At 35.7% G+C, this 26,434-nt stretch carries 23 protein-coding genes and 1 pseudogene; 20 read left to right on the top strand and 4 right to left on the bottom strand.

Features of this window, described 5'->3' with window-relative positions; all coding sequences use genetic code 11:
- Window positions 1-96: 96 nt before the first annotated feature.
- From ACSBPO_RS17535 to ACSBPO_RS17510, 6 genes are all read left to right on the top strand, one after another.
- On the top strand, window positions 97-1,380 hold the full coding sequence (locus ACSBPO_RS17535; RefSeq protein ID WP_442595574.1) for a M48 family metallopeptidase: 1,284 nt from the start codon (window positions 97-99) through the stop codon (window positions 1,378-1,380).
- Between the two features lie 95 nt (window positions 1,381-1,475).
- Window positions 1,476-2,888: a dipeptidase PepV gene (pepV, locus tag ACSBPO_RS17530; protein ID WP_442595572.1), complete on the top strand. Its 1,413-nt coding sequence runs from the start codon at window positions 1,476-1,478 to the stop codon at window positions 2,886-2,888.
- A 138-nt stretch (window positions 2,889-3,026) separates the two neighbouring features.
- Window positions 3,027-3,596: an RNA 2',3'-cyclic phosphodiesterase gene (thpR, locus tag ACSBPO_RS17525; RefSeq protein ID WP_442595570.1), complete on the top strand. Its 570-nt coding sequence runs from the start codon at window positions 3,027-3,029 to the stop codon at window positions 3,594-3,596.
- A gap of 41 nt (window positions 3,597-3,637) precedes the next feature.
- Window positions 3,638-4,615: an NERD domain-containing protein gene (locus tag ACSBPO_RS17520; RefSeq protein WP_442595568.1), complete on the top strand. Its 978-nt coding sequence runs from the start codon at window positions 3,638-3,640 to the stop codon at window positions 4,613-4,615.
- A gap of 67 nt (window positions 4,616-4,682) precedes the next feature.
- Window positions 4,683-6,836, top strand: a complete 2,154-nt coding sequence (gene pulA, locus ACSBPO_RS17515) for a type I pullulanase (protein ID WP_442595566.1) — start codon at window positions 4,683-4,685, stop codon at window positions 6,834-6,836.
- A gap of 175 nt (window positions 6,837-7,011) precedes the next feature.
- On the top strand, window positions 7,012-7,782 hold the full coding sequence (locus ACSBPO_RS17510; RefSeq protein ID WP_442595564.1) for a phosphotransferase: 771 nt from the start codon (window positions 7,012-7,014) through the stop codon (window positions 7,780-7,782).
- On the opposite strand, the gene ACSBPO_RS17505 is transcribed toward ACSBPO_RS17510, so the two are convergent.
- Complete coding sequence (locus tag ACSBPO_RS17505; protein ID WP_442595562.1) at window positions 7,779-8,057, bottom strand: YtzH-like family protein; 279 nt, start codon at window positions 8,055-8,057, stop codon at window positions 7,779-7,781. The two genes, ACSBPO_RS17510 and ACSBPO_RS17505, sit on opposite strands and share 4 nt — an antisense overlap.
- Window positions 8,058-8,229: 172 nt before the next feature.
- Between ACSBPO_RS17505 and trmB the strand changes: the two genes are divergently transcribed.
- Both trmB and ACSBPO_RS17495 read left to right on the top strand, forming a co-directional pair.
- Window positions 8,230-8,877, top strand: coding sequence for a tRNA (guanosine(46)-N7)-methyltransferase TrmB (gene trmB, locus ACSBPO_RS17500; protein WP_442595560.1), 648 nt, complete (start codon window positions 8,230-8,232; stop codon window positions 8,875-8,877).
- 533 nt (window positions 8,878-9,410) lie between these two features.
- Window positions 9,411-10,250 (top strand): YtnP family quorum-quenching lactonase, encoded by an 840-nt coding sequence (locus ACSBPO_RS17495; protein WP_442595558.1) that lies wholly within the window; start codon window positions 9,411-9,413, stop codon window positions 10,248-10,250.
- Between the two features lie 175 nt (window positions 10,251-10,425).
- Here ACSBPO_RS17495 and ACSBPO_RS17490 read toward each other — a convergent pair whose 3' ends face one another.
- Window positions 10,426-10,740, bottom strand: coding sequence for a PepSY domain-containing protein (locus ACSBPO_RS17490; protein ID WP_442595556.1), 315 nt, complete (start codon window positions 10,738-10,740; stop codon window positions 10,426-10,428).
- Window positions 10,741-10,921: 181 nt separating this feature from the next.
- Between ACSBPO_RS17490 and ACSBPO_RS17485 the strand changes: the two genes are divergently transcribed.
- The 9 genes and pseudogenes from ACSBPO_RS17485 to murC all read left to right on the top strand — a co-directional run bounded on the left by ACSBPO_RS17485 (window position 10,922) and on the right by murC (window position 21,167).
- On the top strand, window positions 10,922-11,995 hold the full coding sequence (locus ACSBPO_RS17485) for a M42 family metallopeptidase (protein WP_442595554.1): 1,074 nt from the start codon (window positions 10,922-10,924) through the stop codon (window positions 11,993-11,995).
- A gap of 91 nt (window positions 11,996-12,086) precedes the next feature.
- Window positions 12,087-12,614: a DUF84 family protein gene (locus ACSBPO_RS17480; RefSeq protein WP_442595552.1), complete on the top strand. Its 528-nt coding sequence runs from the start codon at window positions 12,087-12,089 to the stop codon at window positions 12,612-12,614.
- A 136-nt stretch (window positions 12,615-12,750) separates the two neighbouring features.
- Entirely contained in the window at window positions 12,751-13,257 is a 507-nt protein-coding gene (locus ACSBPO_RS17475; RefSeq protein WP_442595550.1) for a hypothetical protein, read from the top strand.
- Window positions 13,258-13,301: 44 nt separating this feature from the next.
- Complete coding sequence (locus tag ACSBPO_RS17470) at window positions 13,302-13,616, top strand: thioredoxin family protein (RefSeq protein ID WP_442595548.1); 315 nt, start codon at window positions 13,302-13,304, stop codon at window positions 13,614-13,616.
- Between the two features lie 93 nt (window positions 13,617-13,709).
- Window positions 13,710-14,510, top strand: coding sequence for a DUF1444 domain-containing protein (locus tag ACSBPO_RS17465; RefSeq protein WP_442595546.1), 801 nt, complete (start codon window positions 13,710-13,712; stop codon window positions 14,508-14,510).
- Window positions 14,511-15,106: 596 nt separating this feature from the next.
- On the top strand, window positions 15,107-17,857 hold the full coding sequence (locus ACSBPO_RS17460) for a DNA translocase FtsK (RefSeq protein WP_442595545.1): 2,751 nt from the start codon (window positions 15,107-15,109) through the stop codon (window positions 17,855-17,857).
- A gap of 94 nt (window positions 17,858-17,951) precedes the next feature.
- Window positions 17,952-19,055: pseudogene (locus ACSBPO_RS17455) on the top strand (nicotinate phosphoribosyltransferase).
- 1 nt (window position 19,056) lies between these two features.
- Entirely contained in the window at window positions 19,057-19,734 is a 678-nt protein-coding gene (locus ACSBPO_RS17450; RefSeq protein ID WP_442595543.1) for a hypothetical protein, read from the top strand.
- A gap of 131 nt (window positions 19,735-19,865) precedes the next feature.
- Entirely contained in the window at window positions 19,866-21,167 is a 1,302-nt protein-coding gene (gene murC / locus ACSBPO_RS17445; RefSeq protein WP_442595541.1) for a UDP-N-acetylmuramate--L-alanine ligase, read from the top strand.
- Between the two features lie 43 nt (window positions 21,168-21,210).
- Here the strand turns inward: murC and ACSBPO_RS17440 are convergent, their stop codons facing one another.
- Window positions 21,211-22,326 carry an aminopeptidase gene (locus tag ACSBPO_RS17440; RefSeq protein WP_442595539.1) on the bottom strand — a complete coding sequence of 372 codons (1,116 nt, stop codon included), beginning with the start codon at window positions 22,324-22,326 and terminating at the stop codon, window positions 21,211-21,213.
- Window positions 22,327-22,599: 273 nt separating this feature from the next.
- Here ACSBPO_RS17440 and ACSBPO_RS17435 point away from each other — a divergent pair, with 273 nt between their 5' ends.
- From ACSBPO_RS17435 to ytxJ, 3 genes are read left to right on the top strand one after another with little or no spacing between them, the layout of a single operon-like run.
- Window positions 22,600-23,079, top strand: coding sequence for a DUF948 domain-containing protein (locus ACSBPO_RS17435; protein WP_442595537.1), 480 nt, complete (start codon window positions 22,600-22,602; stop codon window positions 23,077-23,079).
- Window positions 23,080-23,100: 21 nt separating this feature from the next.
- Window positions 23,101-23,550 (top strand): YtxH domain-containing protein, encoded by a 450-nt coding sequence (locus ACSBPO_RS17430; protein ID WP_442595535.1) that lies wholly within the window; start codon window positions 23,101-23,103, stop codon window positions 23,548-23,550.
- Between the two features lie 21 nt (window positions 23,551-23,571).
- The gene (gene ytxJ / locus ACSBPO_RS17425) at window positions 23,572-23,901 is read left to right on the top strand and encodes a bacillithiol system redox-active protein YtxJ (protein WP_442595533.1); all 330 of its coding nucleotides are present in this window, start codon (window positions 23,572-23,574) and stop codon (window positions 23,899-23,901) included.
- Between the two features lie 249 nt (window positions 23,902-24,150).
- On the opposite strand, the gene ACSBPO_RS17420 is transcribed toward ytxJ, so the two are convergent.
- Window positions 24,151-26,301: a cell division FtsA domain-containing protein gene (locus tag ACSBPO_RS17420; protein WP_442595531.1), complete on the bottom strand. Its 2,151-nt coding sequence runs from the start codon at window positions 26,299-26,301 to the stop codon at window positions 24,151-24,153.
- Window positions 26,302-26,434: the final 133 nt, after the last annotated feature.

The following is a 26,434-nucleotide window of genomic DNA, read 5'->3' as shown; positions in this document are numbered from 1 at the left end:
TTTGAAAAATAATCACAAAAAAGGAAATATTTCCTGTATTCGATTTCGAAGGTATTCCTATATAATCAATAAGTATGAAATTTTTAAGGAAGGTTGATGAGATTGGACCATACTTCACTACGTGAACAGCTTGTTCATCCAAGAGAAAATATTTATTTTGCTTTAGTATTGTTATTTGGAATCTTAACATATATCTTTTTTGTTTTTTCGATAATAGGAATTTTTATTATTGGGGCATTGATTCTTGTTTCCTTTTTCCTGCATGGATTGATGGTAGCTGGAATTCGCCGTAACGGAGTGAAATTAGGGGAAAGACAGTTCCCTGAGCTCTATGCAAAAGCAACACAGGTTTCACAAGATATGGGCCTAACAAGTGTGCCAGATATTTATGTAGTTGAATCAGAAGGAATTTTGAATGCCTTTGCTACAAGGTTCTTTAGAAAAAATATGGTTGTATTATATTCGGAAATTTTTGAATTAATAGAGAGAAATGCAGAAAAAGAGGTATTATTTGTTTTGGCACATGAATTTGCCCATTTAAAGAGGAAACATGTGTTAATTAGCTTTCTTTTATTGCCAGCCATGTGGGTTCCTTTTATTGGAAATGCTTATTTACGCGCTTGTGAATATACTTGTGATCGTTATGCCGCATACTATGTGCAATCATTAGAAGCATCCAAAAATGCCTTAACGATATTAGCGATTGGGAAGGAAATGTATCACAAGGTAGACCATGAGGTATATATGGAACAAATTGAATCTGAGTTTGGCTTTTTTGCATGGTTAAATGAGAGATTATCCACTCATCCTCATTTACCAAAAAGACTCTATGCATTGTCGCAATTTTTCACTGAAGAACCGGTAACAAATTTAAAGGAACCGACTAAGAAAATCTTACCTGGATTGAGTATTGTATTTTTACTGTCTATATTATTAGTAGTTGGCGGCTGGCTTGGGTTTAAAGCATTAGATAAATTAGACCTATTGTCTAATCTGGAAGATGAATTTGCTCCAGCTTCTCCTTTAATGAAAGCTGCCAGTGAAAACGATACGGAACAAATAGAAATTTTAATAGCGGATGGTGCCAATATTAATGAACAGGATGATGAGGGCTCTACTGCTCTTGACTGGGCCATTTTCAACGGTCATTATGAAGCCTTTGCCCTATTACTCGAAAAAGGAGCCGACCCAAATACAGTCGATACCTATGGAACGACTCCCTTAATGAATGCCGTATTTAATGAAAATGTTCAGATGGTAGAAGTCTTACTAGAGCATGGTGCAAATCCAACGATTAAAGATACAGAAGGATATACGGCTCATGATTATGCCAAGGACTATGACAACACCGAAATCATGAAACTATTACAAAATAAATAACAAATTTTAACTACTCCTATCCTTGGGAGTAGTTTTTTTTTGATAGAAGTGGGAAAATACCCTTATGAGAAATTTTACTGGAGGATCATAAAGATATGATAAATTGGATGAATGAAGTAGAAAAGCGTAAAGACGAATTAATTAAAGAAACACAACAACTTTTACATATTAAGAGCCTTTTAGATGAAGAGAATGCAACAGAAGAAGCACCACTGGGACAGGGTGTAAAGGATGCCTTAATGTTCATGCTTAACCTTGGGGAAAAAGATGGTTTTACGAATAAAAACGTAGGTAACTTAGCTGGGCATTTAGAATTTGGCCAAGGTGAGGAATTACTAGGTATCTTATGTCATGTGGATGTTGTTCCTGAAGGTGATGGATGGACCAGTGACCCATTCGGAGCAGAGATTCGAGATGGAAAGATTTACGCCCGTGGTGCACTGGATGATAAAGGTCCTACAATGGCAGCCTACTTTGCGATGAAAATCGTAAAGGAGCTAAACCTTCCATTATCTAAACGCGTTAGAATGATTATTGGAACGGATGAGGAAAGTAATTGGCGTTGTGTGGAACACTATTTTAAATATGAAGAGATGCCGACGATTGGATTTGCCCCAGATGCAGATTTCCCTATTATTTATGCAGAAAAAGGAATTGCCGGTTTCGATATGGTTTACAACTTAACTTCAGCTAAGGAATCCAATGAGGAGATTGAAGTTTTAGAATTAACTTCTGGTAGAAGATCAAATATGGTACCAGACTTTGCAAAAGCATCCCTTCTCATCAAGACTGAGCATACAAAGCTAATACAAGACTTTGATTCTTATTTAAAGGAACATCAGCTAACAGGAAAATATTATATAGAAAATGGTGTGTTTTTTCTTGAAGTAGAGGGGATATCCGCACATGGGATGGAACCGAACAATGGGAAAAATGCTGGACTTTATCTTGCTCATTTTTTAGCAAAACAAGAAATAGATGAATCTTCGAAAATGTTTTTTCATTTTATTTCAGAGTATCTTTTTAACGAATCTAGAGGAAATAAACTGGGCGTAAATTATCGAGATGATATCACAGGAGACTTAACCATTAATATCGGAACATTGTCTTTTGATAAAAATAAAGGCGGACGTCTAGGAGTAAGTCTGCGCTATCCGGTAACGAATGATATGGATAAAACGAAAGAAAATCTTGAAAAGATTTTAGCCGAATATGGTTTCACAATCGGGAACTACTCTGACTCGAAGCCACATCATGTTGATGAAAATGATAAGTTAATCCAAACACTTAAAAAAGTTTATGAGGAACAAACAGGAGAGAAAGCAGAACTGATATCGATCGGTGGTGGCACCTATGCACGTTCTTTAAAATCAGGTGTCGCTTTCGGACCACTGTTCCCAGGAAGAGAAGATATTGCTCATCAAAAAGATGAGTACATGTATATAGAAGATTTATTGAGAGCAACAGCCATTTATGCTCAGGCTATCTATGAATTAGCCAAAGCATAAAAAATGTAAAATAACACTCTAACAGGGTGTTATTTTTTTCAACTGTTTTCGAAAGAACATCACTAATTTTTTCATAATATCAATAGGAATTAAACAAAATAAGGCACATGATAGAAGAATGAAGGTTAGGTGATAAGGATGTCTGATAAAACACATTACTTTTTAGCCGTGCAGTTACCTGAGAATATCAAAAATGATTTAAACCATTCTAAAAGTCACTTTCAAGAATATCTTTCTTTCCAAAGATGGGTCCACCAAGCAGATTATCATATTACGCTTGCTTTTTTGGGGTTTGCCACTCAAAATCAACTTAAAGAAGTAGAAAAGTTGGTTTCTAATCAGATTAGGGAAGAGAAGGACTTTTTACTAGAGATATCTCATCTTGGAACATTCGGAATGAAAACATCCCCTAGGATTTTTTGGGCTGGATTAAATAAAAGTACAGAACTGGATACCCTCCGTGATAAAGTTTTTTATGCTTGTGAACAAGCCGGTTTTGAGCTGGAAAAAAGGCCATTTCATCCACATATTACTCTAGCAAGAAAATGGTCAAGCGAGGAATCATTTCATTCAAGCTTACTAGAAAAATCAAATTTGTTTCTGGAAAATCCGCTTTCTTTTCAGGCAACTAATGTCGTTTTGTATAAAACCAATCTTTTACAAACGCCAAAATATGAAAATTTGATTACCTTTTCGCTTCAATCATAATAAATTATATATACATAGTAGTTAGAAAGCAGGTTACTTGGATGGGGCAATTAATCAAACTTGAAGATTATGTTTCAAGATATGAACAAAATATATACCATTATCCATCTCGTTTTGTCAGATTAAAAAAACAACAATGGGATAAATTGAAAGATAGCATCCATAATCAAGAGCTATCAGCATTAGGGCAAGAGTTTTGGGAGGAGGATCCAAAACCGGCTCTTATTGATAAACTAAAAGTCATGTTTAAAAGAGGAAATAAAAATTCTTACGATAAAATGGATGAAAATCCTCAAGAAGAAAATATGGATGAAGAGGAAACATCTTTTCAATTTTCAACTAGATTTTCACATCTTCCTGCAAACGAGGAAGATATGAAACATCAATTTTTAGATCAGCTTTTTCGTTTTCAATTAAAATGGGCTTCATCCACTATTACGGAAAAGTCTCACATGAATACACAATACTTTTTTGACGAACGTCTAAAGTTTTTTGTTCAAAGATTTCCAGATACCTTTTTAGTTCTTTATCATCCGATTTTTCTTTTGAAAAATGCACCAATTGAAACTGAAATCATTTGCATTACTCCTACTGATACTTGGTGTATAACATTTTTAGAGGATGAAGAAAATGCTGTTTTTCTAGGAGGAAGCGAGCATTTTTGGACAAAAAGAATTGGACAATTAGAAAAAAAGGTGTTAAATCCGCTAATAGCCTTACAACGTACAGAGAAAATTGTTCGCAATATCTATCAGTTAAACGAAATAGACCTGCCTATTCATAAAGTGGTTTTAAGTCGGAATGGTTATATTGACTTTCCGCATGCACCTGAGGATGTAAGATTATTTGAAAAACGAAATTATGAAGAATGGTTTCAAACCATGCGTAAATTGAAATCACCGCTTAAGCATATTCAATTGAAAAGTGCGCAATCACTTCTTGAATATTGCCAAACAACTAGTTATAGACGTCCTGAGTGGGATACCTATGATATAGAGGAAGAAATAAAAGGGGAATAAAAACAAATCTTATACGAAGAAATAATTCCTGACACGAAAGATTTTGAAAAGGAGCTGAAGACCAAAAGTGATTTCCATCAAGCGAAATTTTTTTGCTTATTTAGATGATTTAAACGTGATCACGATTCTTCTTCCTTTTTCCTATCATGAAGGAAACTCTAATCTATTTTATATCCTAGATGGTGATCAAAAATATTCGCTTCAAATTAAAGAAAAACATACTCTTACAGAATTCAATAAGTATATTTGTGATTTCGACACAACATTAGAGTTTGGAAGAACTTACTGGATAGTGGACGAATTTGATACAAAAACCGATTTACAAGTTGGGGCTGTCATTAGAACAAATGAATTTGATTCATTATTTTATTATGACGGAAACGATTTAGGTGTGTTTTATAATGAGCATTCTACAAAGTTTACATTATGGGCTCCAACTGCAACACAGGTTAATATTAAAATTATCTCTCCAGAAGGAAGTTCTGAAGTAGTGTCTATGTGCAGGGAAGAAAAAGGCATATGGACCTATAAAAAACAAGGGAATTTAGAAGGTTTTACGTATACTTACCTTGTATGTGTAAATTTAAGATGGAGAGAAGCAGTAGACCCATATGCTACTGCAGTAACCGCCAATGGTAAGGAAGGCGTTATCATTAATTTAGAAAAAACTAGACTACCTAAACCGATTCTCCCTCCGTTTACTCACCCAGTAGATGCTATTATATATGAAACACATATCCGTGACTTAACTATCCATCCTCAGAGTGGCATTCATCAAAAAGGTAAATATATAGGAGCTGCTGAAACGAATACTTCTAGTTTAGAAGGTGGACTAACAGGGCTTTCTTACATGAAAGAATTGGGAATTACTCATGTTGAATTTTTGCCTGTTCAAGACTTTGAAGGGGTAGACGAACTAGGAAATTTTTCTGAGTATAACTGGGGTTATAACCCTATTCATTTTAATGTTCCAGAAGGTAGCTATTCAACGAATCCTCGTGATCCTTATTCAAGGATTCTCGAATTAAAACAACTTGTTCGTACGGTCCAGGAAAATGGTATTCGTGTCATATTAGATGTTGTGTATAACCATGTATATGACAGAGAAAATTCTACTTTTGAAAAAATTGTTCCAGGGTATTTTTTTAGGCATGATGAATTTGGAATGCCTTCGAACGGTACAGGGGTTGGGAATGATATTGCTTCTGAACGACTAATGGTCCGAAAATTTATTATTGATTCTGTTCGATTTTGGGTACAGGAATATGGTATCGATGGCCTAAGATTTGATTTAATGGGAATATTGGACATAGAGACAATGGAGCAGGTGAGAGAAGTAGTAGAACAGTTAGATCCTAGCTTTTTAATGATTGGAGAAGGATGGGATTTAAATACTCCACTTCCGACACAGGAGAAAGCAATACTGAAGAATCAATTCAAACTTCCAAAAATAGCACAATTTAATGATGTTTTCCGTGATTCTATAAAAGGAAGTACCTTCAACCTTCAAGATAAAGGTTTTGTATTTGGAAATCATGATAAAATAACCCAAACGAAAATGGTTATTTCTGGTAGTATTGGGTTAACTGAAAGTGAATCAGGTATTTTCCAAGAGCCAAGTCAAACCGTAAATTATTTAGAATCTCACGATAATCATACCATGTGGGATAAATTTTTAATGATACAACCTGAGGAAAAGGAAGAGGATTTGAGAAAGTACCACCTTTTGGCAAGCACCATTCTGCTTCTTTCTCAAGGAGTCCCTTTTTTGCATAGTGGTCAGGAATTTTTCAGAACAAAAGAAAAGATTGGGAATAGCTATAATTCTCCTAATAAAATAAATTGGTTGGATTGGAAAAGAAAACAAACCTATCTTAAAGATATCGAATATTTAAAAGGAATCATTGAACTTAGAAAAAGCAATCAAGCATTTAGGCTGCGTTCAGCATCTCAAATACGAACTCATTTTGAATGGCTTCCCTTATCAGAGCCAATACTGGGATATCGTTTAAAGGACATTCATTCCTATGGGGAATGGTCTGAAATAGTGGTTATTTTCAATCCCTTAAAAAGCACCCAAACCATTCCACTTCCTATAAAGGGAGAGTGGTTTCTACTAGCTAATCATCAATTTGCAGGTGCTACTAAAAAAAATATACTTCATTCGAACACGGTATTAATAGAACCGATAAGTGCAATTGTAATAGGCCACATTAAATAATCAAGCCACTTCCGCTTTTAAATTTTATCTTGACGACAAAAGGGAATTAGGGATAAAATCTATAAGATAGCTATTGTGAAATAATTGCTCAATAGCTGTTTTTTTATTTTACTTTTAACCTCTAACTTTTGACGATAACGTTTTTGTAAATTGCACAAATTGAAGGTGAACCATCTTGGAACATTTACTTGGACAGGAATGGGAAATTGTTCCTGCTGGCGGCGCAACGGGTGAGGCTTTTTATGCTCAATACGAAGAGCAAAAGCTCTTTTTAAAACGAAATTCTTCACCGTTTTTAGCTGTTTTGTCAGCAGAAGGAATTGTCCCTAAACTTGTTTGGACGAAAAGATTAGAAAATGGGGACGTCATTACTGCACAGCAGTGGATGGACGGAAGAGAATTGAAACCGTCTGAAATGTGTGCAGACCAGGTGGCAAAGCTTCTAAAAAAAATCCATCGTTCCAAGCCATTACTTGGGATGCTGAAACGTCTAGGTAAATCGCCTCTGCAACCAGAAACCCTCCTTCGAACACTCAAAGAAGGGCTTGAATTGGATATTATTAAAATTCCATCCGTACAACGTGTGTTGGAATTTTTAAACGATGAACTTGTCCATATACAAACAGAAGAAAAAACGGTTTGCCATACCGATGTTAATCATAATAACTGGCTCTTAACCGAAGAAAAGGAACTCTTTTTAATTGATTGGGACGATGCAATGATTGCAGACCCCGCTATTGATTTAGGGCAACTTTTATATTGGTACATACCAAAAGATAGCTGGGCTAGTTGGCTTGAACTTTATGGAATAAAGCTAACAGAGCATTTAGCTCTAAGAATGCGTTGGTATGTGTTTGCCCAGACTATTAACTCTATTCAATGGTATAAAAGTAAAAATCGTCTAGGTGAAATGAATAAGTGGATTGACTATTTAGAAGTCATTTAGGAAAATTGATCAATATTATTCACCCATTGTGCTAATTGAGCTTGATTGGTCGTAATATGTTCATCCAAGTTAGGAGTATTCACACCATCTTGACTATAGGTATAGATTTCTTGTAAAACGTTCTTAATGTTATGATTAATATCATTATTCACCATTAAAGATTTTACAAGGCGTTCAAGCTGTTCACACTCTGAAACAGAACCACAACAATCTGTCTGATGGTTGTTTAAAATATCTTTCAATAAATTTACTTGATCTTGAGAATTTATGGGCATTGTTATAATCACCTTTCGCCTAATTATAAAAAAGGAATTCACATTTTAGATTGTGGATTCTTTTTTATGTTTATGCACAGGATACACTTATACACTAAATATATTTCAACTTGCCAGAATTCCTGATTACATGATATGGTTTGAACGAAAATGTTTAATGAGGAGTGTCAAAATGAGACAAAGAAATAAACCGTGGGCAAAAGAGAAAATGAATCAATACCCACAATATGTAATTGCGAATCCAGAGCAACACAAAGGAAAATGGTCAGAGGTTTTTGACAAAAATCAACCTCTTCATATAGAAATCGGAACTGGAAAAGGTCGTTTTATTACTGGAATGGCCAAATCGAATCCTCATATCAATTATCTTGGAATCGAGTTAGCAGATAGTGTTATTGTCTCTGCGTTAGAAAAACTTATCGATGAAGAGCTTCCTAATGTAAAATTACTTAATGTTAATGCTGAGGATCTTGAAAAATACTTTGCCAAAAGTGATGTTGACCGTGTGTATTTGAATTTCTCTGATCCATGGCCTAAATATAGACATGCCAAAAGAAGATTAACGTTTGAAAGTTTTCTGCGTATTTACGAAAATATACTTGTGGATGCTGGGGAAATACACTTTAAAACCGATAACCAAGGCTTATTTGAATATTCGTTAACGAGCTTTTCGAAATATGGTTTATTATTGACATACGTCAACCTTGATTTACATCAAAGTGATTTTGAAGGTAATATTATGACTGAATATGAAGAGAAATTTTCTCAAAAAGGAAATCGAATTTATCGCTGTGAAGTGAAATACCAAAATAAAAAATAAGCAAAGTTGGCCAATTCAGATGAGTTGGTCTTTTTCTATTAAGGGAAAAAGGGTTAATGATGGACAAAAGAGTTCGAGTACAGAGTTAGAATGTCCATCATGAAGGTAATGATGGACAAAACGGTTCGAGTACAGAGTTAGAATGTCCATCATGAAGGTAATGATGGACAAAAGGGTTCGAGTACAGAGTTAGAATGTCCATCATGAAGGTAATGATGGACAAAAGGGTTCGAGTACAAAATTAGAATGTCCATCATGAAGGTAATGATGGACAAAAGGGTTCGAGTACAAAATTAGAATGTCCATCATGAAGGTAATGATGGACAAAAGAGTTAGAGTACAAAATTAAAATGTCTGTCATAAAGGTAGTGACGGACATAGTTAGGCAAGGTATGGTTATTAATGTCCATCATGAAATGCATGCTGCTAATAAAATTTTGAATAAGAAAAAAAATATCAAAGTAAAAACAAGGTGAATTATTATTTCTAATTTTCTAAAAATGGTAAAATGAAACGAGGAAAGGGTGAGCAGAATGGAAACACTTAAACTGAAGGATGTAAAGTTTACTTGGCTTTCAGGCGGGGTCACGAACTTAGATGGCGGAGCTATGTTTGGTGTAGTGCCGAAGCCGTTATGGGAAAAAAGATATCCTTGTAATGAGAAAAATCAAATCGAATTACGTACAGACCCAATTCTTATTCAATGGAGTGGTAAAAATATTCTTGTTGAGTCTGGTATTGGAAAGGGAAAATTATCCGATAAGCAAAAAAGGAATTTTGGGGTTACGGAAGAGTCCAATCTTGAAGAAGATCTAGCGTTGTTAGGTTTGGCCACATCGGATATCGATTATATATTAATGACCCATTTACATTTTGATCATGCTTGCGGTTTAACTAAATTAGAAGATGAAAAGTTTACATCTGTTTTTCCTAAAGCTAAGATTATTACCTCTGATACTGAATGGAACGAAATGCAAAACCCAAATATTCGCTCGGCTAATACGTATTGGAAGGAAAATTGGGAAGCAATTACAGAGCAAGTTGAGACTTTTACTGATTCTTGGGAGCTTGGTCCAATCAAACTGATCCATACTGGCGGCCATAGTGATGGACATTCCATTTTAATGATAAAAGATGAGATGGGAACAATTATACATATGGCTGATTTAATGCCGACACATGCTCATCATAACCCGCTTTGGGTGATGGCTTATGATGATTATCCAATGGATTCGATTTATGCAAAAGAAAAATGGATACCGCATGGGATGCAGGAAAACGCCTGGTTTATCTTCTATCATGATGCTATTTATCGAGCAGTAAAGTGGGATGAAACGGGAAAAATAACAGAGGCTATAAAAAGAGAAAAATAGAAAGAAGGGTTTCTCCTTCTTTCTAAATGGCTGTTTTCGTATAGATTGTGGTTTTAGGACTCTCTTAATAAGCGCTCAGCTCTTTTCTTCATTTCAATACGTGTTTCAACATCATATATAGTGAAATTCCTATTTATTAATTAGAAAAAGCAACAAAGTTTCAGAAAAGAGCCTTCTAAATAGGATACACATCCAATAAAGTACCTGTTTTGGCATCTGCTACAAATTCAAATTGTTCAGGTTTTCCATTGCTGTCGTTTCTTGAAATCCCACCTTTATAAACTTGATAAGATACATGGTTTTTCTGAAACGGCTCAAGCTTCATGTGAATCCATGAGCCAGAAATAGGACCTTGTTCTTTAAATTGTCTTTTAGTATTTTCAAGAACTTTTTCGGCAGATAAATAAGTTTGGGATGTTATATATTTATTTGTTGCATAGCCACTAATCGCACCAACTGCTACACCTAATAAAAAAGACTTCCATTTCATAACCCTGGCCCCTTTCATGTTGGGTCTTCTTTTAAAATAAGTATACCTTACAACAAATGCAGTTGCGAATGGATTTGGGTAAGTAAAATAATTAAATAGTGGTCACGGGTCTGGAATTTTTGTAAAATACAAAATATACATATGTTTCGTTTTCATAAAGAATTCAGGAGGAGCTAATAAAATGAATCAAGATACTTTAGAACTATTTAAAACATTAACAGAATTACAAGGCGCACCTGGAAATGAATATCTAGTACGTAAGTTTATGAAAGAACAATTAACAGCGTACTCAGATGAAATTATCCAAGACAAGCTTGGAAGTGTTTTCGGGGTTAAAAAAGGAGATTTAAATGGACCTACTGTTATGGTAGCTGGCCATATGGATGAAGTAGGATTTATGGTTACATCCATTACGGATAATGGAATGATTCGTTTTCAAACGTTAGGTGGATGGTGGAGCCAGGTTTTATTAGCTCAGCGAGTTCAAATTATGACAGAACAAGGTCCAGTGGTAGGTGTTATTGGATCCATACCACCACATTTATTGGATGAGGCAAAACGCAGTAAACCTATGGAAATTCAAAATATGCTCATCGATATTGGAGCAGATGACCGTGAAGACGCAGAAAGAATAGGTATCCGTCCAGGTCAACAAATCGTTCCAATCTGCCCATTTACACCAATGGCTAATCCTAAGAAAATCTTAGCAAAGGCCTGGGATAATCGTTATGGATGCGGATTATCTATTGAATTATTGAAAGAACTAAAAGATGAAAAATTGCCAAACCTATTATATTCTGGTGCAACAGTGCAGGAAGAAGTGGGGTTACGCGGTGCACAAACAGCTGCTAATATGATAAATCCAGATATATTCTTTGCTTTAGATGCGAGTCCAGCAAATGATATGTCAGGCAGTAAAAATGAATTTGGTCAATTAGGTAAAGGAACGCTATTGCGAATCCTTGACCGTTCTATGGTAACTCACAGAGGAATGAGAGAATTTGTTCTTGATACGGCTGAAACTCATTCCATTCCTTATCAATACTTTGTTTCTCAAGGTGGAACAGATGCTGGAAGAGTGCATACATCTAACAATGGTGTACCAAGTGCAGTTGTCGGGATTTGCTCTCGTTATATTCATACACACGCTTCCATCATTCATGTTGATGATTATGCAGCGGCAAAAGAATTACTTGTCAAGCTAGTGAAAGCTTGTGACAAAACGACTGTCGATAGTATTAAACAAAATAGCTAAGAAATGCTAAAGGTATAGGTCAAACTATGCCTTTTTCAATTTTTATGAAAGTATTTAGTATGGATACATATATCTGGAGGTAGAAAGCAAGATGAAAATTATCATTGGATCAAAAAATCCAGCAAAAATTGAGGCAGTTAAAAGGGCATTTACTGGAGAATATGAATTTGTTCCGTTGGATGCGCCATCAGGAGTGAGCAATCAGCCTTTTTCGGATGAAGAAACCATACAAGGAGCGGTAAATCGTGCTGAAAATGCTTTAAAGTTAGGCGATGGAGATATAGGGATTGGATTGGAAGGTGGAGTCCAAGAAACTTCGTTTGGTTTATTCCTCTGTAATTGGGGTGCATTGGTCATCAAAGGGCAGTCCCCACTGATGATTGCTGGGGGGGCAAGAATCCCATTACCTGAAGAAATTTCGGTTCGATTAAGAGGTGGAGAAGAATTGGGACCTATTATGGATGATTACACAAAAAAAGATAATATTCGAAAGAAGGAAGGTGCAATTGGAGTTTTTACTAATGGAGCCATTGACCGCTCTACTATGTTTACTCACTTGACGAAATTATTAGTAGGACAGTTTGACTATTATACGGAAATTAACAATAGAATAAAATGATACAAAATAACTGTATAAGGTGTCTTAAAATCGATTAAAAAAGACAAAAATAGGCAAAAAGACCATTAAAGGGTTGCTTGACTACTTAAAGGAACGGTATCATATAAGGTGATGATTCCTTTGAGGGGGAAGAAAAATGAGAGTCTTAATGTTGATATTTTTATCATTTGTCGTATTGGTTGGATGTTCAGCATCCTTAAATGAACAAAGCAATAAAACGATTAAAACTATTCAAGACCAATTAAAAACAAAACCAAAAAAGGCGAATAAAAACTTGGGAGAGATAGAAGCTTATTTACCATTTGGTTATGAAATAGAAAAAATTTCTCAAAATAATGTCATTTTAAAAAATGGCTCAAAAACCTATATCTTATTTTACAATCAACATGAAGATGAACAAAGTGATGTTGTTTATAAATCTACTTTAAATCAGCATAAGAAAATAGATACAAACAAGCATTGGAAGAACGAAGATCAATTTAGTTATTTACTTATCGATAATTATGAAAAAGATATGAATGAATTAATAGTTGGAATTGGCGGAGTTAAATTAACCTCTGAAGTAAAGACTAGCAGCTTATCGACAGAGGCAGTTCAAATGATGGAAATTGTACAGTCAGTTAAGGTAAAATCAAAAGAGTAAGAATAAAAAAGAAAGTAATCATTGATATAAAAGGATGGATTTACATGAGAAAGTTAGAATCAATGGAGCAATTTGAAGAACTTCGTGAAAACGGAAAACATATATTTTTATTCTCAGCTGATTGGTGTCCGGACTGTCGTTTTATTGAACCTTTTCTTCCTGAGGTAGAAGCAAAGTTTGCAGAATATGAATGGGTATATGTGGACCGAGACCAATTTATTGATCTATGTATCCAACAAGATGTATTTGGAATTCCAAGTTTTATTGCTTTCCATAACGGTAGTGAACTAGGGCGTTTTGTAAGTAAGGACCGAAAAACACAAGAAGAGATTGAACAGTTTATTCTAGGGTTAAAATAACAATAAGCTAAATTCCCCTTCGTCTTTCTTTCAGGCGAAGGTTTTTTCATGTAGAATGGAAAAGATACATCCCTTTTAGGAGGAAAAATCGTTATGAAAATGGATACTACGAAAATGAAAAAAGAATTAGAAAATCGATTGAAGGGACCTAATCGATCTATTTCATATAATCGGGAAAAAGATGAGTTAAAGATTGTAAATGTAAGGACAGGTAAAGGTATCACCATTGCCTTACCAGGGATTGTGGCTAAGTGGCATCAGGATAAAGAAAAGGCAATTGATGAGGTTGTTTATTATGTAGAGGAAGGCCTAAAAGTGATGGGCTCCGAAAATACATTATTGGGAAACGATAAAAAAATCTTTCCTATCATACGGTCTACTTCATTTCCTCTAGAATCTGGAGAAGGTAAGACTTTTTTAACAGAAGAACATACTGCAGAAACAAGAATCTATTATGCTCTGGATTTGGGACAATCGTATCGTTTAATTGACGAACAAATGGTAACGAAAGAGAACATCTCTCCAAAGCATATAAAAGAAACAGCATTATTTAATGTAAGATCATTATCAACAGAAGTGAAGAGAGACACAGTTGCTGGAAATGTATTCTATTTTGTTTCAACCAATGATGGCTATGATGCAAGTAGGATTTTAAATGAATCCTTCCTTAAGCAGATGGAAAATGAAATAAGTGGAAATATGGTTTTGGCTGTGCCTCACCAAGATGTATTAATTATTGCTGATATTCAAAATAATACAGGATATGATGTATTAGCTCAAATGGCGATGGCTTTCTTTGCAAATGGAAAGGTTCCAATCACCGCTTTATCGTTCGCCTATGAAAATGGAGAATTAGAACCCATGTTCATTCTAGGAAAAAATCGAAAAGAGTAAAAATGAAGATCACCTAATGGTGATCTTTCAGACTGTAGCCAAACTCGTAGAAATATGGGGTTGGCTGCAGTTTTTTTAAAATTATGTGTCTGATGCGAGTGAGAATTTTAAATAGCGGATTGTAGGTCCGGTAAATGTTTTCTCTTATTTTTATCGGACACAGCGTACGTTATTTGTGTCAATTTACGCTATTTGGAGGTGTTATCGGACACAGGATACGCTATTGGCTTATCATCGCACAAAAATGGGAACCTTTTACCTCGGTAGCGGAACGTGTGTCCTATAAGGGGGAGAAAACACCCATATTTTTATAAATAGCGGATTGTAGGTCCGATAAATGGTTTCTTTTATTTTTTGCGGACATAGGGAAAGCAGCATGCTGTTTACACCTCAAAAAGTTATGTTATTGTTCTCCCTCTCAACCGAACGGGTTAAGATGGACTCCTTAACTTTTGTCGACACCCTGAGAAGATCACGTAATGGTGATCTTTTTTTTAGTCAAAAATATCTAAATTAATATTTATTGTCGAAATTTCAAGAATTACTGCTAAAATAGGAAGGGTAGGAAGCTAGAAGATTAGAAAGAGTGATTTAGTTTGAGTTGGTTAAATAAGTTTTTAAAGGTTTTTCAAAATAAAGAAGAAGCTAAAAATATCGAAGAATTTGAGGAAATATACTACGAAAAAACAACTAGAAATGATAATAGAGGTAAAGAGCTAGATGCCAAAGTGGTATATCAATATCCAAAGGCGAATTTTCGTTTTCCTTTAATTCCTGATAAAAATCATGAGAGACAATTGAAGGAAAGAGATTCTAAAAGAGACTCTTCCATTGAGCGGCCTAAACGTCCTGTCAAAGAACAAAGATTTCAAGAGGAAAGAGCAAAAGAAAAAGACTCTTTTCAGGAGACTAATGGACCGAAAAAGGATTCATTTCAAAATGGAAAAAGTTTACCTATAAAGAAAAAAGAATCCATTGAACCTAGTAATAACAAACTTGCAGGTTCTAATAAAATTTCAAAAAAGAATAGTCGACCATTTCAACCGACAGAAATTCCTTCGCCTATTTATGGGTTTGCTAAACGTCCAGATAATACGGAAGTTGTAGAATTTGAGTTAAATGATGGAGAGGCTTCTAATCAAATACACACAGCTCCTTCCCCTACTATTTATGGGAATGACGTTAAGGATGTTTACGAGAATATCCATGCAAATAAACTTGAAGTTGCAGAAAAACCTTATAATCAAGAAATCCCTGTCGAGACTATTTATGATGAACAAAACTTAATCATTGAATCCGATGTTTTCATAGAAGGTTCTATTGAAAAAGAAGAAGATCTCATCATGGAGGAAGATCGGAGTTTTGCGGATACCGAGGATAGCTCGGAATTAGAGATGGAATCGATCGAAGATGAGGTATTTTTGGAAGAAGACATAGACAATCGAGCACCCGATTCTGTAACAGAGATGGAAGAAGATACAGAAAGTCAAGCATCTGAATTTACTATAGAGATGGAAGATGCCACAGGAAATCATGCATATGAATTTATAGCGGAGATGGAAGAAGACATTGATAATCAAGCACCTGAATCTATAACAGAAATGGAAGAAGATTTTGATAATCAGAAAACTGAATTCATAGCTGAAACGCATGAAGATTTCGAAACGGAAAGAAATCTAAACAAAGTAGAGGAAGAAGCTCCAACTCGTTCTCATTTACCTTTTAACGTTTTAATGTTAAAACAGGATAGGCGTTCTTTAGAACAAAAATCATTACTCAATAAAAATATGGAATTACCTAAGCAAACTCAAGAGCCAGCCCATCAAGTTCCACAACCAAAAGTAGAACCAGTGGCAGAGGAAAGGATTATACAAAGAGCGGAAAACATCCTGTCAGAGCCAATTAATGATTCGTATATATTTCCAGAATTAGAGCTTTTAAATCCTCCAGTTACCCGATTTGCGCAAGAAAATGTCGATTGGATTGAAAACCAGGAGTACCTGTTAAATGAGGCTCTGAAAAATTTTGGAGTAAGAGCAAGTGTTGTAAATATTACACAAGGCCCATCGGTTACTCGATTTGAAGTACAACCGGAACCAGGAGTTAAAGTAAATAAAATCACGAATCTTTCAGATGATATTAAATTAAGTCTTGCTGCAAAGGATATTCGAATTGAGGCACCTATCCCAGGTAAGCATACGATAGGGATCGAGGTTCCTAATAAAAAGAGTCGTCCTGTTCTTATTTCAGAGATTATCAAAACGGAAGCATTTCGAAACAGTTCCTCTCCATTAACTGCCGTGTTAGGTCTTGATATTTCTGGGGCACCTATTGTAACGGATTTAAAAAAGATGCCACATGGACTTATCGCAGGTGCAACAGGTTCTGGTAAAAGCGTATGTATCAATTCGATATTAGTATCATTACTTTATAAAGCTAGTCCATATGATTTAAAGCTTTTATTAATTGATCCTAAAATGGTTGAACTGGCACCTTATAACCATATTCCACATTTAGTAAGTCCTGTCATAACAGATGTGAAGGCAGCAACAGCAGCACTTAAATGGGCTGTAGATGAAATGGAAAGAAGATATGAGTTATTTGCTCATGCAGGTGTTAGGGATATTAATCGATTTAATGAAATCGCCGAAGAACATAAACGTTATTCAGAAAAACTTCCGTTTATTGTTATTATTATCGATGAGTTAGCTGATTTAATGATGATGTCTCCAGCGGATGTAGAGGAATCGATATGTCGTATTGCCCAGAAAGCAAGAGCATGTGGAATCCATCTAATCATCGCGACCCAAAGGCCATCTGTTGATGTTATTACTGGGTTAATAAAAGCGAATGTACCAACTAGAGCCTCTTTTTCTGTTTCATCCCAAATTGATTCCCGAACAATTATTGATATTAGTGGTGCAGAAAAGCTATTAGGAAAAGGTGACATGCTATTTTTAGAGAATGGTTCTTCTAAACCTGTCAGATTACAAGGAACGTTCGTCTCCGACGCAGAAATCGATTTAGTTGTTCAGCATGTGCGTGACCAAATGGAGCCGCAATATTTATTCCACCAAGAAGAATTATTGAAAAAGGCTCAGGTTGTGGAGGAAGAGGACGAGTTGTTCTATGAAGCTTGTGAGTACGTCATTGACCAGGGTGGTGCGTCCACGTCAAGTCTGCAAAGAAGATTTAAAGTGGGTTATAACCGCGCTGCAAGGTTAATCGATATGATGGAACAACAAGGATTCATCTCTGAACCTAAAGGGAGTAAACCACGAGATGTGTTAATAACGGCTGAGGAATTAGAGCAAATTCAAGAGACAAGTAGTAGTACATTCCTATAATTAATGGTATTCTTTAGTGACATGAACTTCATACTAAGGTAAAGACTATGAACGTTACTTGGGAAAAGATATTGGATTTCAAGGAGCACTCTGGATGAAAGAGATAGAATTAAAGTTACAAGGTAAAATAAAACGATTAACCAATCATACATTTAATTTTGATGAACGTGTAAAAGAGGGATGGTTTTCAGCTGTTTATTTCCTAAAAACAAAGGAAATTGTACAAAAGTTCCATTCAGATAATATAGTGACCATGCAATTTTTTCAAAAGGACCATGCCGTTCTTTGTGGAACAGATGAAGTAATTGCCTTGATTCATACCTTTGCTAATAATCCTGAAGAACTGGAAATCTATTCTTTAAAGGATGGAGATAAAATCACTCCATTTGAAACGATTTTAACAATTAAAGGTCCATATCAAAGCTTTGGATTTCTGGAAGGTATGATTGATGGTATTCTTTCAAGACGAACATCTGTTGCCACTAATGTTTAAAATGTCATGAAAGCTGCTGCAGTAAGTGGTGTGCAAAAGCCTGTCATCTTTATGGGAGATCGTGATGATCACTTTATTACACAAGCCGGTGACGGATACGCAGCCTATATAGGGGGAGCGACGGCACAAGCAACACATGCAATGAATGAGTGGTGGGGGAAGCAAGGTATGGGAACCATGCCGCATGCTCTGATTCAATTATTTAATGGGGATATAGTGGAAGCTACGCACGCCTACCGAGAAACGTATCCGCAAGATGAATTAATTTCTTTGGTTGATTATAATAATGATGTCATAACTGATGCGCTAAAGGTTGCCAGAGTATTCGGAGAAGAGTTAAAAGGGGTACGAATTGATACCTCTAGAACTTTAATTGATCAATACTTTTTGCGTAATCAACATCTACTTGGTACTTTTGACCCGCGTGGTGTGAATGCTGAACTTGTTTTCGCATTAAGAAAGGCACTTGATGAAGAAGGATACTCTCATGTTAAAATTGTCGTAAGTGGCGGGTTTAATGAGAATCGAATCCTTGACTTTGAAGAACGCGGCGTACCAGTTGATATGTATGGAGTAGGTAGCAGTTTACTAAAAATCAAGATCGGCTTTACCGGAGATAATGTTCTTCTGAATGGAAAGCATCAAGCTAAGGCTGGAAGGAGATACCGTCCAAATCCAAGGCTTGAAAAAGTGGAAATGGAATAAAATGATGAATGAAAAGGAAGAAAGCGTATTTGATCTTGTATCATACCGAGACCAAAAACAGCTTCAAGCTGAAAAAAATGCAAAAAGTATCTATTCTTTAGCAACTGATTTTGCGATACGTTATTCCAATATACGAGAAAAGGTAAGAGCAAAACATCTTTTCCGCCAACAAATATATTTTCATCAAGAACTTCCTTTACCAAACTATTTGGAAGAACTTTTTCAACAATGGTTTCTTTTTGATTATCACACGATCCAAGGAGAAACGATGTTTAGTTTATTTTTAAAGAATTACTCCAATCGGTTGACAGAACCCGAAATGATTCTAGGGGCACTATTTTTAACAACGTATGTAGAGCCCTTCGAAATCATTGAGGTTAGTCAGGAAAGCCGAACTATGTTAGTAAGGGATGCCCTTGAAGCAAAAAAATTCACCATTACCTTGTGTTCCAATGAGATTACATACGGAAATAAAGGGGAATATGTTTTTCTAAGAAGGCTTCCACTTGTTACGAAAGATTGGGCAGTTGGACCAGTCTTTTCAGTTCCATCTAACGAATTAGCGAAACAGGTTATTTTCTCTTTTATGGAAAGTAAAAAGAACAATTCTTCCCTAACATGGAGAGCCTTTTTAAAAAGGCAGGGATACTTTTTGTTGGCACAAGTCCCATTAAAATAGTGTTCCTTATTATTTGGTGTTATACTGTGTAAATAATGATAACTTAGAATGATAAACTGATTATCAAGAAGCAAAAATAGTTAAATATCATATAATGTTTTACAGAAAGATGTTGCTTGGAGGTTCTTTATATGACTATTTACCATTTCGTAGGTATAAAGGGTTCTGGAATGAGTGCATTAGCACAAGTCCTTCATGATATGAAATATGAAGTCCAAGGCTCTGATTATGAAAAGCGATTTTTTACTCAACAGGCCCTCGAACAATCTGGAATAAAGATCCTTCCTTTTCAAAAGGAGAATATCCAGCCAGGGATGACAATCATAGCTGGTAATGCATACCCTGATACCCATGAGGAAATACAAGAAGCCATGAAACTTGGGTTACCGGTTGTCCGTTATCATCGGTTCTTAGGCGATTTTATGCAAAACTTTACTAGTGTTGCCGTAACAGGTGCACACGGTAAGACTTCTACGACTGGGTTACTTGCTCATGTCATGAAGGGAGCGAAGCCTACTTCCTTTTTAATAGGAGATGGGACAGGTAAAGGGGAGGAAGGCGCAGAGTACTTCGTGTTTGAAGCCTGCGAATATCGCCGTCATTTTCTTTCCTATTTCCCTGATTATGCCATCATGACCAATATTGATTTTGACCATCCAGATTATTTTGCCAATATCGAGGATGTATTTTCTGCCTTCCAAGAAATGGCCCTTCAAGTTAAGAAGGGGATCTTTGCTTGTGGAGACGATGAACAGTTACAAAAAATTCAGGCAAAGGTACCTGTTCTTTTTTATGGCTTTAATGAAGAAAATGATTTCCAGGCTAGAAATATTCAAAAAACGACGGAAGGTACAACGTTTGATGTGTTTGTTCGAAATACCTTCTATGAAACATTTTCAATTCCAACCTTTGGTAACCATAATATTTTAAATGCCCTAGGGGTTATTGCCTTATGCCATTATGAAGCATTAGAAGCTGATATTGTACGTGAACAACTATTAACTTTTAAGGGTGTAAAAAGACGGTTTACTGAAAAACAAATGGGGTCACAAGTGATTATTGATGATTATGCTCATCATCCAACAGAGATAAAGGCGACCATCGAAGCGGCTAGACAAAAATATCCTGATAAACAAATTGTTGCGGTATTCCAGCCACATACGTTTACTAGAACCCAAACATTTTTGGATGATTTTGCAGAGAGCTTAAATCAAGCAGACAGAGTCTATCTATGTGAGATTTTCGGTTCTGCTCGTGAAAATCACGGGAAGTTGTCTATTGAAGATTTACAGGCAAAAATTGAGGATGCCACGATACTTTCAGAAGATAATACAAGTCAACTAAGTCAACATGCAAATAGTGTAATTATTTTTATGGGGGCTGGGGATATACAAAAGTTTCAAGAAGCATATGAACAACAGTTACAAGTCTAAAAAAGAGTCTGGCCAATTGGTCAGACTCTTTTTCATAATAATCTTATTTAAGGTTCTCTGGGTTTAGTCCTTCTAATTCGGGAATAACAAAACGGCCATCCTTACGAATTAACACATCATCAAAATAAATCTCTCCACCGCCATAATCTGGGCGTTGAATATTAACCATATCCCAGTGGATATTGGAGTTGTTTCCATTTGGAGCTACATCGTAGCATTGGCCAGGTGTAAAGTGGAAGCTGCCATCGATTTTTTCATCAAATAAAATATCCTGCATTGGTTGAGAAATGAATGGATTTACACCGATTGCAAATTCCCCAATATAACGTGCCCCTTCATCTGTATCAAAAATTTTGTTAATTCGTTCGGTGTCATTGGATGTTGCTTCGACAATTTTTCCATCCTTAAAGGTAAGTTTAACATTTTCAAAGGTAAAACCTTGATAAGGAGACGGGGTATTATACGTAATCACTCCGTTTACGGAATCACGAACTGGAGCTGTATACACTTCACCATCTGGAATATTGAGCTGCCCAGCACACTTAATGGCAGGAATATCTTTAATAGAGAAACTCAAATCCGTTCCAGGACCTGTTATACGTACCTTGTCTGTACGGTTCATTAATTCCACAAGAGGATCCATCGCCTTATCCATTTTTCCATAATCTAAATTACATACGTTAAAATAGAAATCTTCAAACCCTTCTGTGCTCATTTTAGCTAACTGAGCCATAGATGAAGTTGGATAGCGAAGGACCACCCATTTTGTCTTAGGAACGCGAATGGAACTGTGAACTTTCTTTCCAATGGTACGCCCGTGGATTTTCATTTTATCATCCGGTACATCAGCCTGTTCGTTAATGTTGTCACCGGAGCGGAGACCAATATAGGCATCCATTTGACTCATGACATTCGCTTCAAATTCAGCCATCATATTGTATTGCTCGTCTTGAGCTCCCATTAAAAGTGCTCTATCTACTTGGTGATCTTTTAGTAACACAAAAGGATATCCACCGGCAGCATATGCTTCTTTAACCAATGCAGTAACGAGTTCTCGTTGTAGCCCAAAGTTCTCGATAAGAACTTTTTCTCCTTTTTGAAGACGTACTGAATAATTTATCAAGTTCTTTGCTAGTTTTTCTATCCGAACATCTTTCATTTTATAGCCTCCAAATGTATGTATTAATGTAAGTACGACTCTATTTTACCCGAAAAGTCCATAATTGTTGAATACAAAGAATGACTCTTTTTGTCTTAACTGTTAAAATATACTATGAAATAGTATACATGTAGGAAAATGATTGCACTTGGCTTATATTTTCCCAAGAATATAGAAGGTTGATTTCCGCTCCAGCCGCTTGCAAGTTTCCTCTTATGTTTATGAAAAAATCATTCGGGTAAAAATTTACTAACTACGGAGGTGGACAAGTTAATGATTATTTCATGGAGTGTAGCTTTAATTGCAGTCGCATTTTTGGTATTAGTCATTTTCTTAGTTAAAACATTAAATGCATTGCAAGGGACATTAGAAGGCGTCTCTAAAACTCTTTCAGGAATTGAAAAACAGTTAGATGGAGTGACGAAAGAAACGACGGAGCTGCTTCATAAAACAAATACACTTGCAGATGATTTACAATCTAAGGTTGATCATTTAAATTCAGTTGTTGTGGCAGTAAAAGATGTAGGGACTACCGTAAATAAATTCAATCAATCTTTAAAAAGTGTTGCCAGCAGTTTTGATAAACAGATTGAACAAAATAAAGAAAAAATCTCGCAAGTGGTTCAATGGAGTAATGTGTTTTTAGAGTTAAAGGAAAAGTGGAATTCTAGAAAGAATGGGAAAAAAGTGGATTCCCATACATTTGAAGAAGATAAAAGAGAAATTGAACTTCAAAGATTACGCTCTCACTAGAATCTTAAGGAGGAGATGTAAATGGGAAGTCAAGAGAAGCGTTCTGATAGTGTTACGGAAAGAAGTCATGATACTAAGACTACAAGTGCAAAGGATTTTATGATTGGTGCGATCATTGGGGGATTGGCTGGAGCAGCAGCAGCCTTATTTCTTGCCCCAAAGTCAGGGAAGGATTTACGTGGAACTTTAAATGAACAAGCTTCCATTTGGAGGGATAAAGGTGAACAGGTTCGTGAAATGGCTAAAAATAAAGGCAGTAACCTTGTGGCTTTAGCAAAAGAAAAGTCATCATATCTATCCAAAGATTTGAATAACTCTGTTATATCGACAAATAAAGTAAGTATGGTGGAAGGAAAAGAAGAACTAAAAAGTCAACCAGAAACCAATACTAGTATGGAGGAAGAAATTCAGAAAAAACTGCAGGACACAGCTAAGGCACTAGAAGAAGAGGAACAAAAGATAAAAGGGTAAGATTGATTAGGAGGAATATTCATGAAACAAATTAATAATGAAACTCAATTAACTGAGGCACTAAATAATGAAGGATTAGTTTTTGTGTTAAAACACAGTACAACTTGTCCTATTAGTCAGGCAGCTTTTGAAGAATACCAGAAGTTCTCCCAAGAGCATCCTGAATTAGATTGCTATTTCTTAACAGTCCAAGATGCAAGGCCGCTTTCCAGTTATATTGCTGAACAATATCATATTAAACATGAATCCCCACAAGCAATTCTGTTTAAAAAGAAGGATGTTAATTGGCATGCATCTCATTGGAAAATTACAAATTCATCATTAAGTACCGTATTAAAAGAAAATGCCTAATAAATAAAGGCTGTTTTCTTTTAAATTGTGATTTTAGTAAAAATCCCAAAAGCCGGATTTTTACATCTTTTCATAACATGTGAGCAGCTCTTTTCTTGATTTTAATACCAGTTTTATCATTCTCCACTGAGAAATGCTTTTATATTAATTGGAAAAGCGACGAAGTTTTAGAAAAGAGCCTAAAAAAAAGCTAGTGAAAGGATTCTATTTGGAATCAAGTTCACTAGCTTTTTATTATTACTAATTTTCTTATAACTGTGGCCAGACAATTTTTAATTCATCACCTGGTGTAAGCTCATCAAAAAAGGTTGTTTCTTCTCCATTTTTTAAAAGGAGGTATGGCCCAGTATGGTTTGCTGGGACATCAAGATCAATAAATTGAAATAGGTCCTGGAAAATAAAAGGTTCCATTGTTTTCTGTTCGAGTGTTATTTCATTTCCATCTTCTAAGAAATCCTGTTCGGTAAGGGTGACACCATTTCGTTTTACCTGTATTAAACTTTTCTTTAAAACAATAGGCTCTTCATTGAATTTGACGGGAATTTGATATTCAAACGGATATTGTTTTAGTTCGGCCAGTTTTTGAATGGTTAATATTTCACCAGTGTCAATCAAAATTTCATCTAAATGATCGAACTGACTTTCTAGATTTGTTTTATTCCCATTTTTATATAGGGTTCCTGAAAACTGTGGAAAGGATGTTTCTTTTCCATTTATCTTTAAACGCATAGGTCTAAGGTGAAATAATAGATGTTCTTTTTTTAAAGAATATATAAGTTCTTCTATCGTCTCTGGCATTTTCCATTCGATCATATCTCGATCTGCGACTTCTTGATCGATTGAAACGATTTTCCCATTACATAAAATTTTACCGTGAATAGGACAAACCTCACCGTTTATGGTTACTTGCTTAAAAGGAACATCGTCTATTAAGTCTTTGATCGTAACGTTAGTGATTTCACCATCCGTTCCTTTTTCTACCTTGATAACATCCCCATTCTGAACGACGTCATCTAAGGAACAAGGGGTCCCATTAAGCTCCAATGTAGGAGCTTTCCCATATTGCCCTGGTATTGTAATCATCGTTCCATTCATGCGAATCATTTTAGCTAATCCGGGCTTACCGTAAAGTTTACTCATTTTTATTCCTGAAGCCAATAAGCAGTCTCCAACCGTAAGCTTTTTTACTTCAAATAATCGTACAGGCTGATCATTTACATAAATCGTTTTATATTGGACTGGTGCTTGGTGAGCGGCAATAGCAATCCCGATAGGCGTTACTAATTCCGGACCTTTATCTATGGTATCAGGAATCGATAAGGAGGAGATGGCATCTGTTCCTCTAATAGCTACCCGATTTTCAGGAAGCTGCAATTTAGCAGCAATCTTTTTTGTGAGTTCTGGTGTCTGGCTTCCTCCACCAACGAGCATAACAGCTTTTGGGGATTTTTGATTGTTTAATCGAAAAATTTCATCACAAATGGCTTCGGCTAATCGGTCGATGGAAGGTGAAATTTGACTAATTACTTCTTCCTTCGTAACCTCCGTTTCAAACCCTAAAATATCTTTAATCAGGATAGAGTCCTTCAAAGAAAGTTCTCTCTTTGCACTTTCGGCTAGGGGAAAATCAAGTAAAAAAGAATCACTGACTGCTTCGGTTATCTCGTCTCCTGCAATAGGCACCATCCCGTAAGCGATGACAGTTCCTAAGTCCGTTATCGCAATATCAGATGTTCCAGCTCCAATGTCAACTAGAGCAACATTCAAGCGTCTCATCGATGGAGGAACTAACACATTAATAGCTGCGATAGGCTCTAGCGTCAAGGCTTGCATTTCAAGTCCTGAGCGATGCAAAGCAGAAATAAGGGATTCAACGACCACTTTTGGTAGGAAGGTCGAGATAATCTCAACAGACGCTTCTTCCCCTATTTGGTCAATTAAATTCCCGATTTCTTCTCCATCAAGACGGTAATAAAGAACGGAATATCCGACACAATAATAATGATGATTAATATGGCTATCTTGTTTGCTGGCAACAGCCGCTTGTGCTTCTTGGACAGCACTTAATTCTAAGTGAAGAATATCTTGCTTTTGCATCATGGGCTTAGATTGTATGTTAATACTATAGCTAGCTCTTTCTGTTTTTAAAGCACGACCAGCTGCTGCGACACAAACCTTTGTCAAAAGACCATGACGTTTTTCTAACTGTTCTTTAATCTCTGAAATTACCTTTGATACCGCCAATACATCATGGATTTGGCCATCGAGCATTGCACGTTCTGTATGCTCTTTAATAAGCACGTCTAATACCTGGAATTGACCATTTTGTTCTTCTAATATAATTCCAACTACAGAACGAGTCCCAATATCTAGTGCAAATATCTTTTTATTATCCTGCAAAATGATGCACCCACTTTATTTTATGAACATACTTTACTTTAATACTGAAAAGCGTTTAATTAATAAAGAAAAAAGAGTGACAAAGGAAAGCTAATCTATTATAATAAATCCTAATAAAAAAAATAGTGTTAGC

Origin of the sequence: Neobacillus sp. D3-1R, from assembly GCF_052180215.1 — a bacterium.
Lineage (GTDB): Bacteria > Bacillota > Bacilli > Bacillales > Cytobacillaceae > Pseudoneobacillus.
The sequence above is the reverse complement of the archived record's forward strand: the minus strand, read 5'-3'. Positions and strand labels throughout refer to the sequence as shown.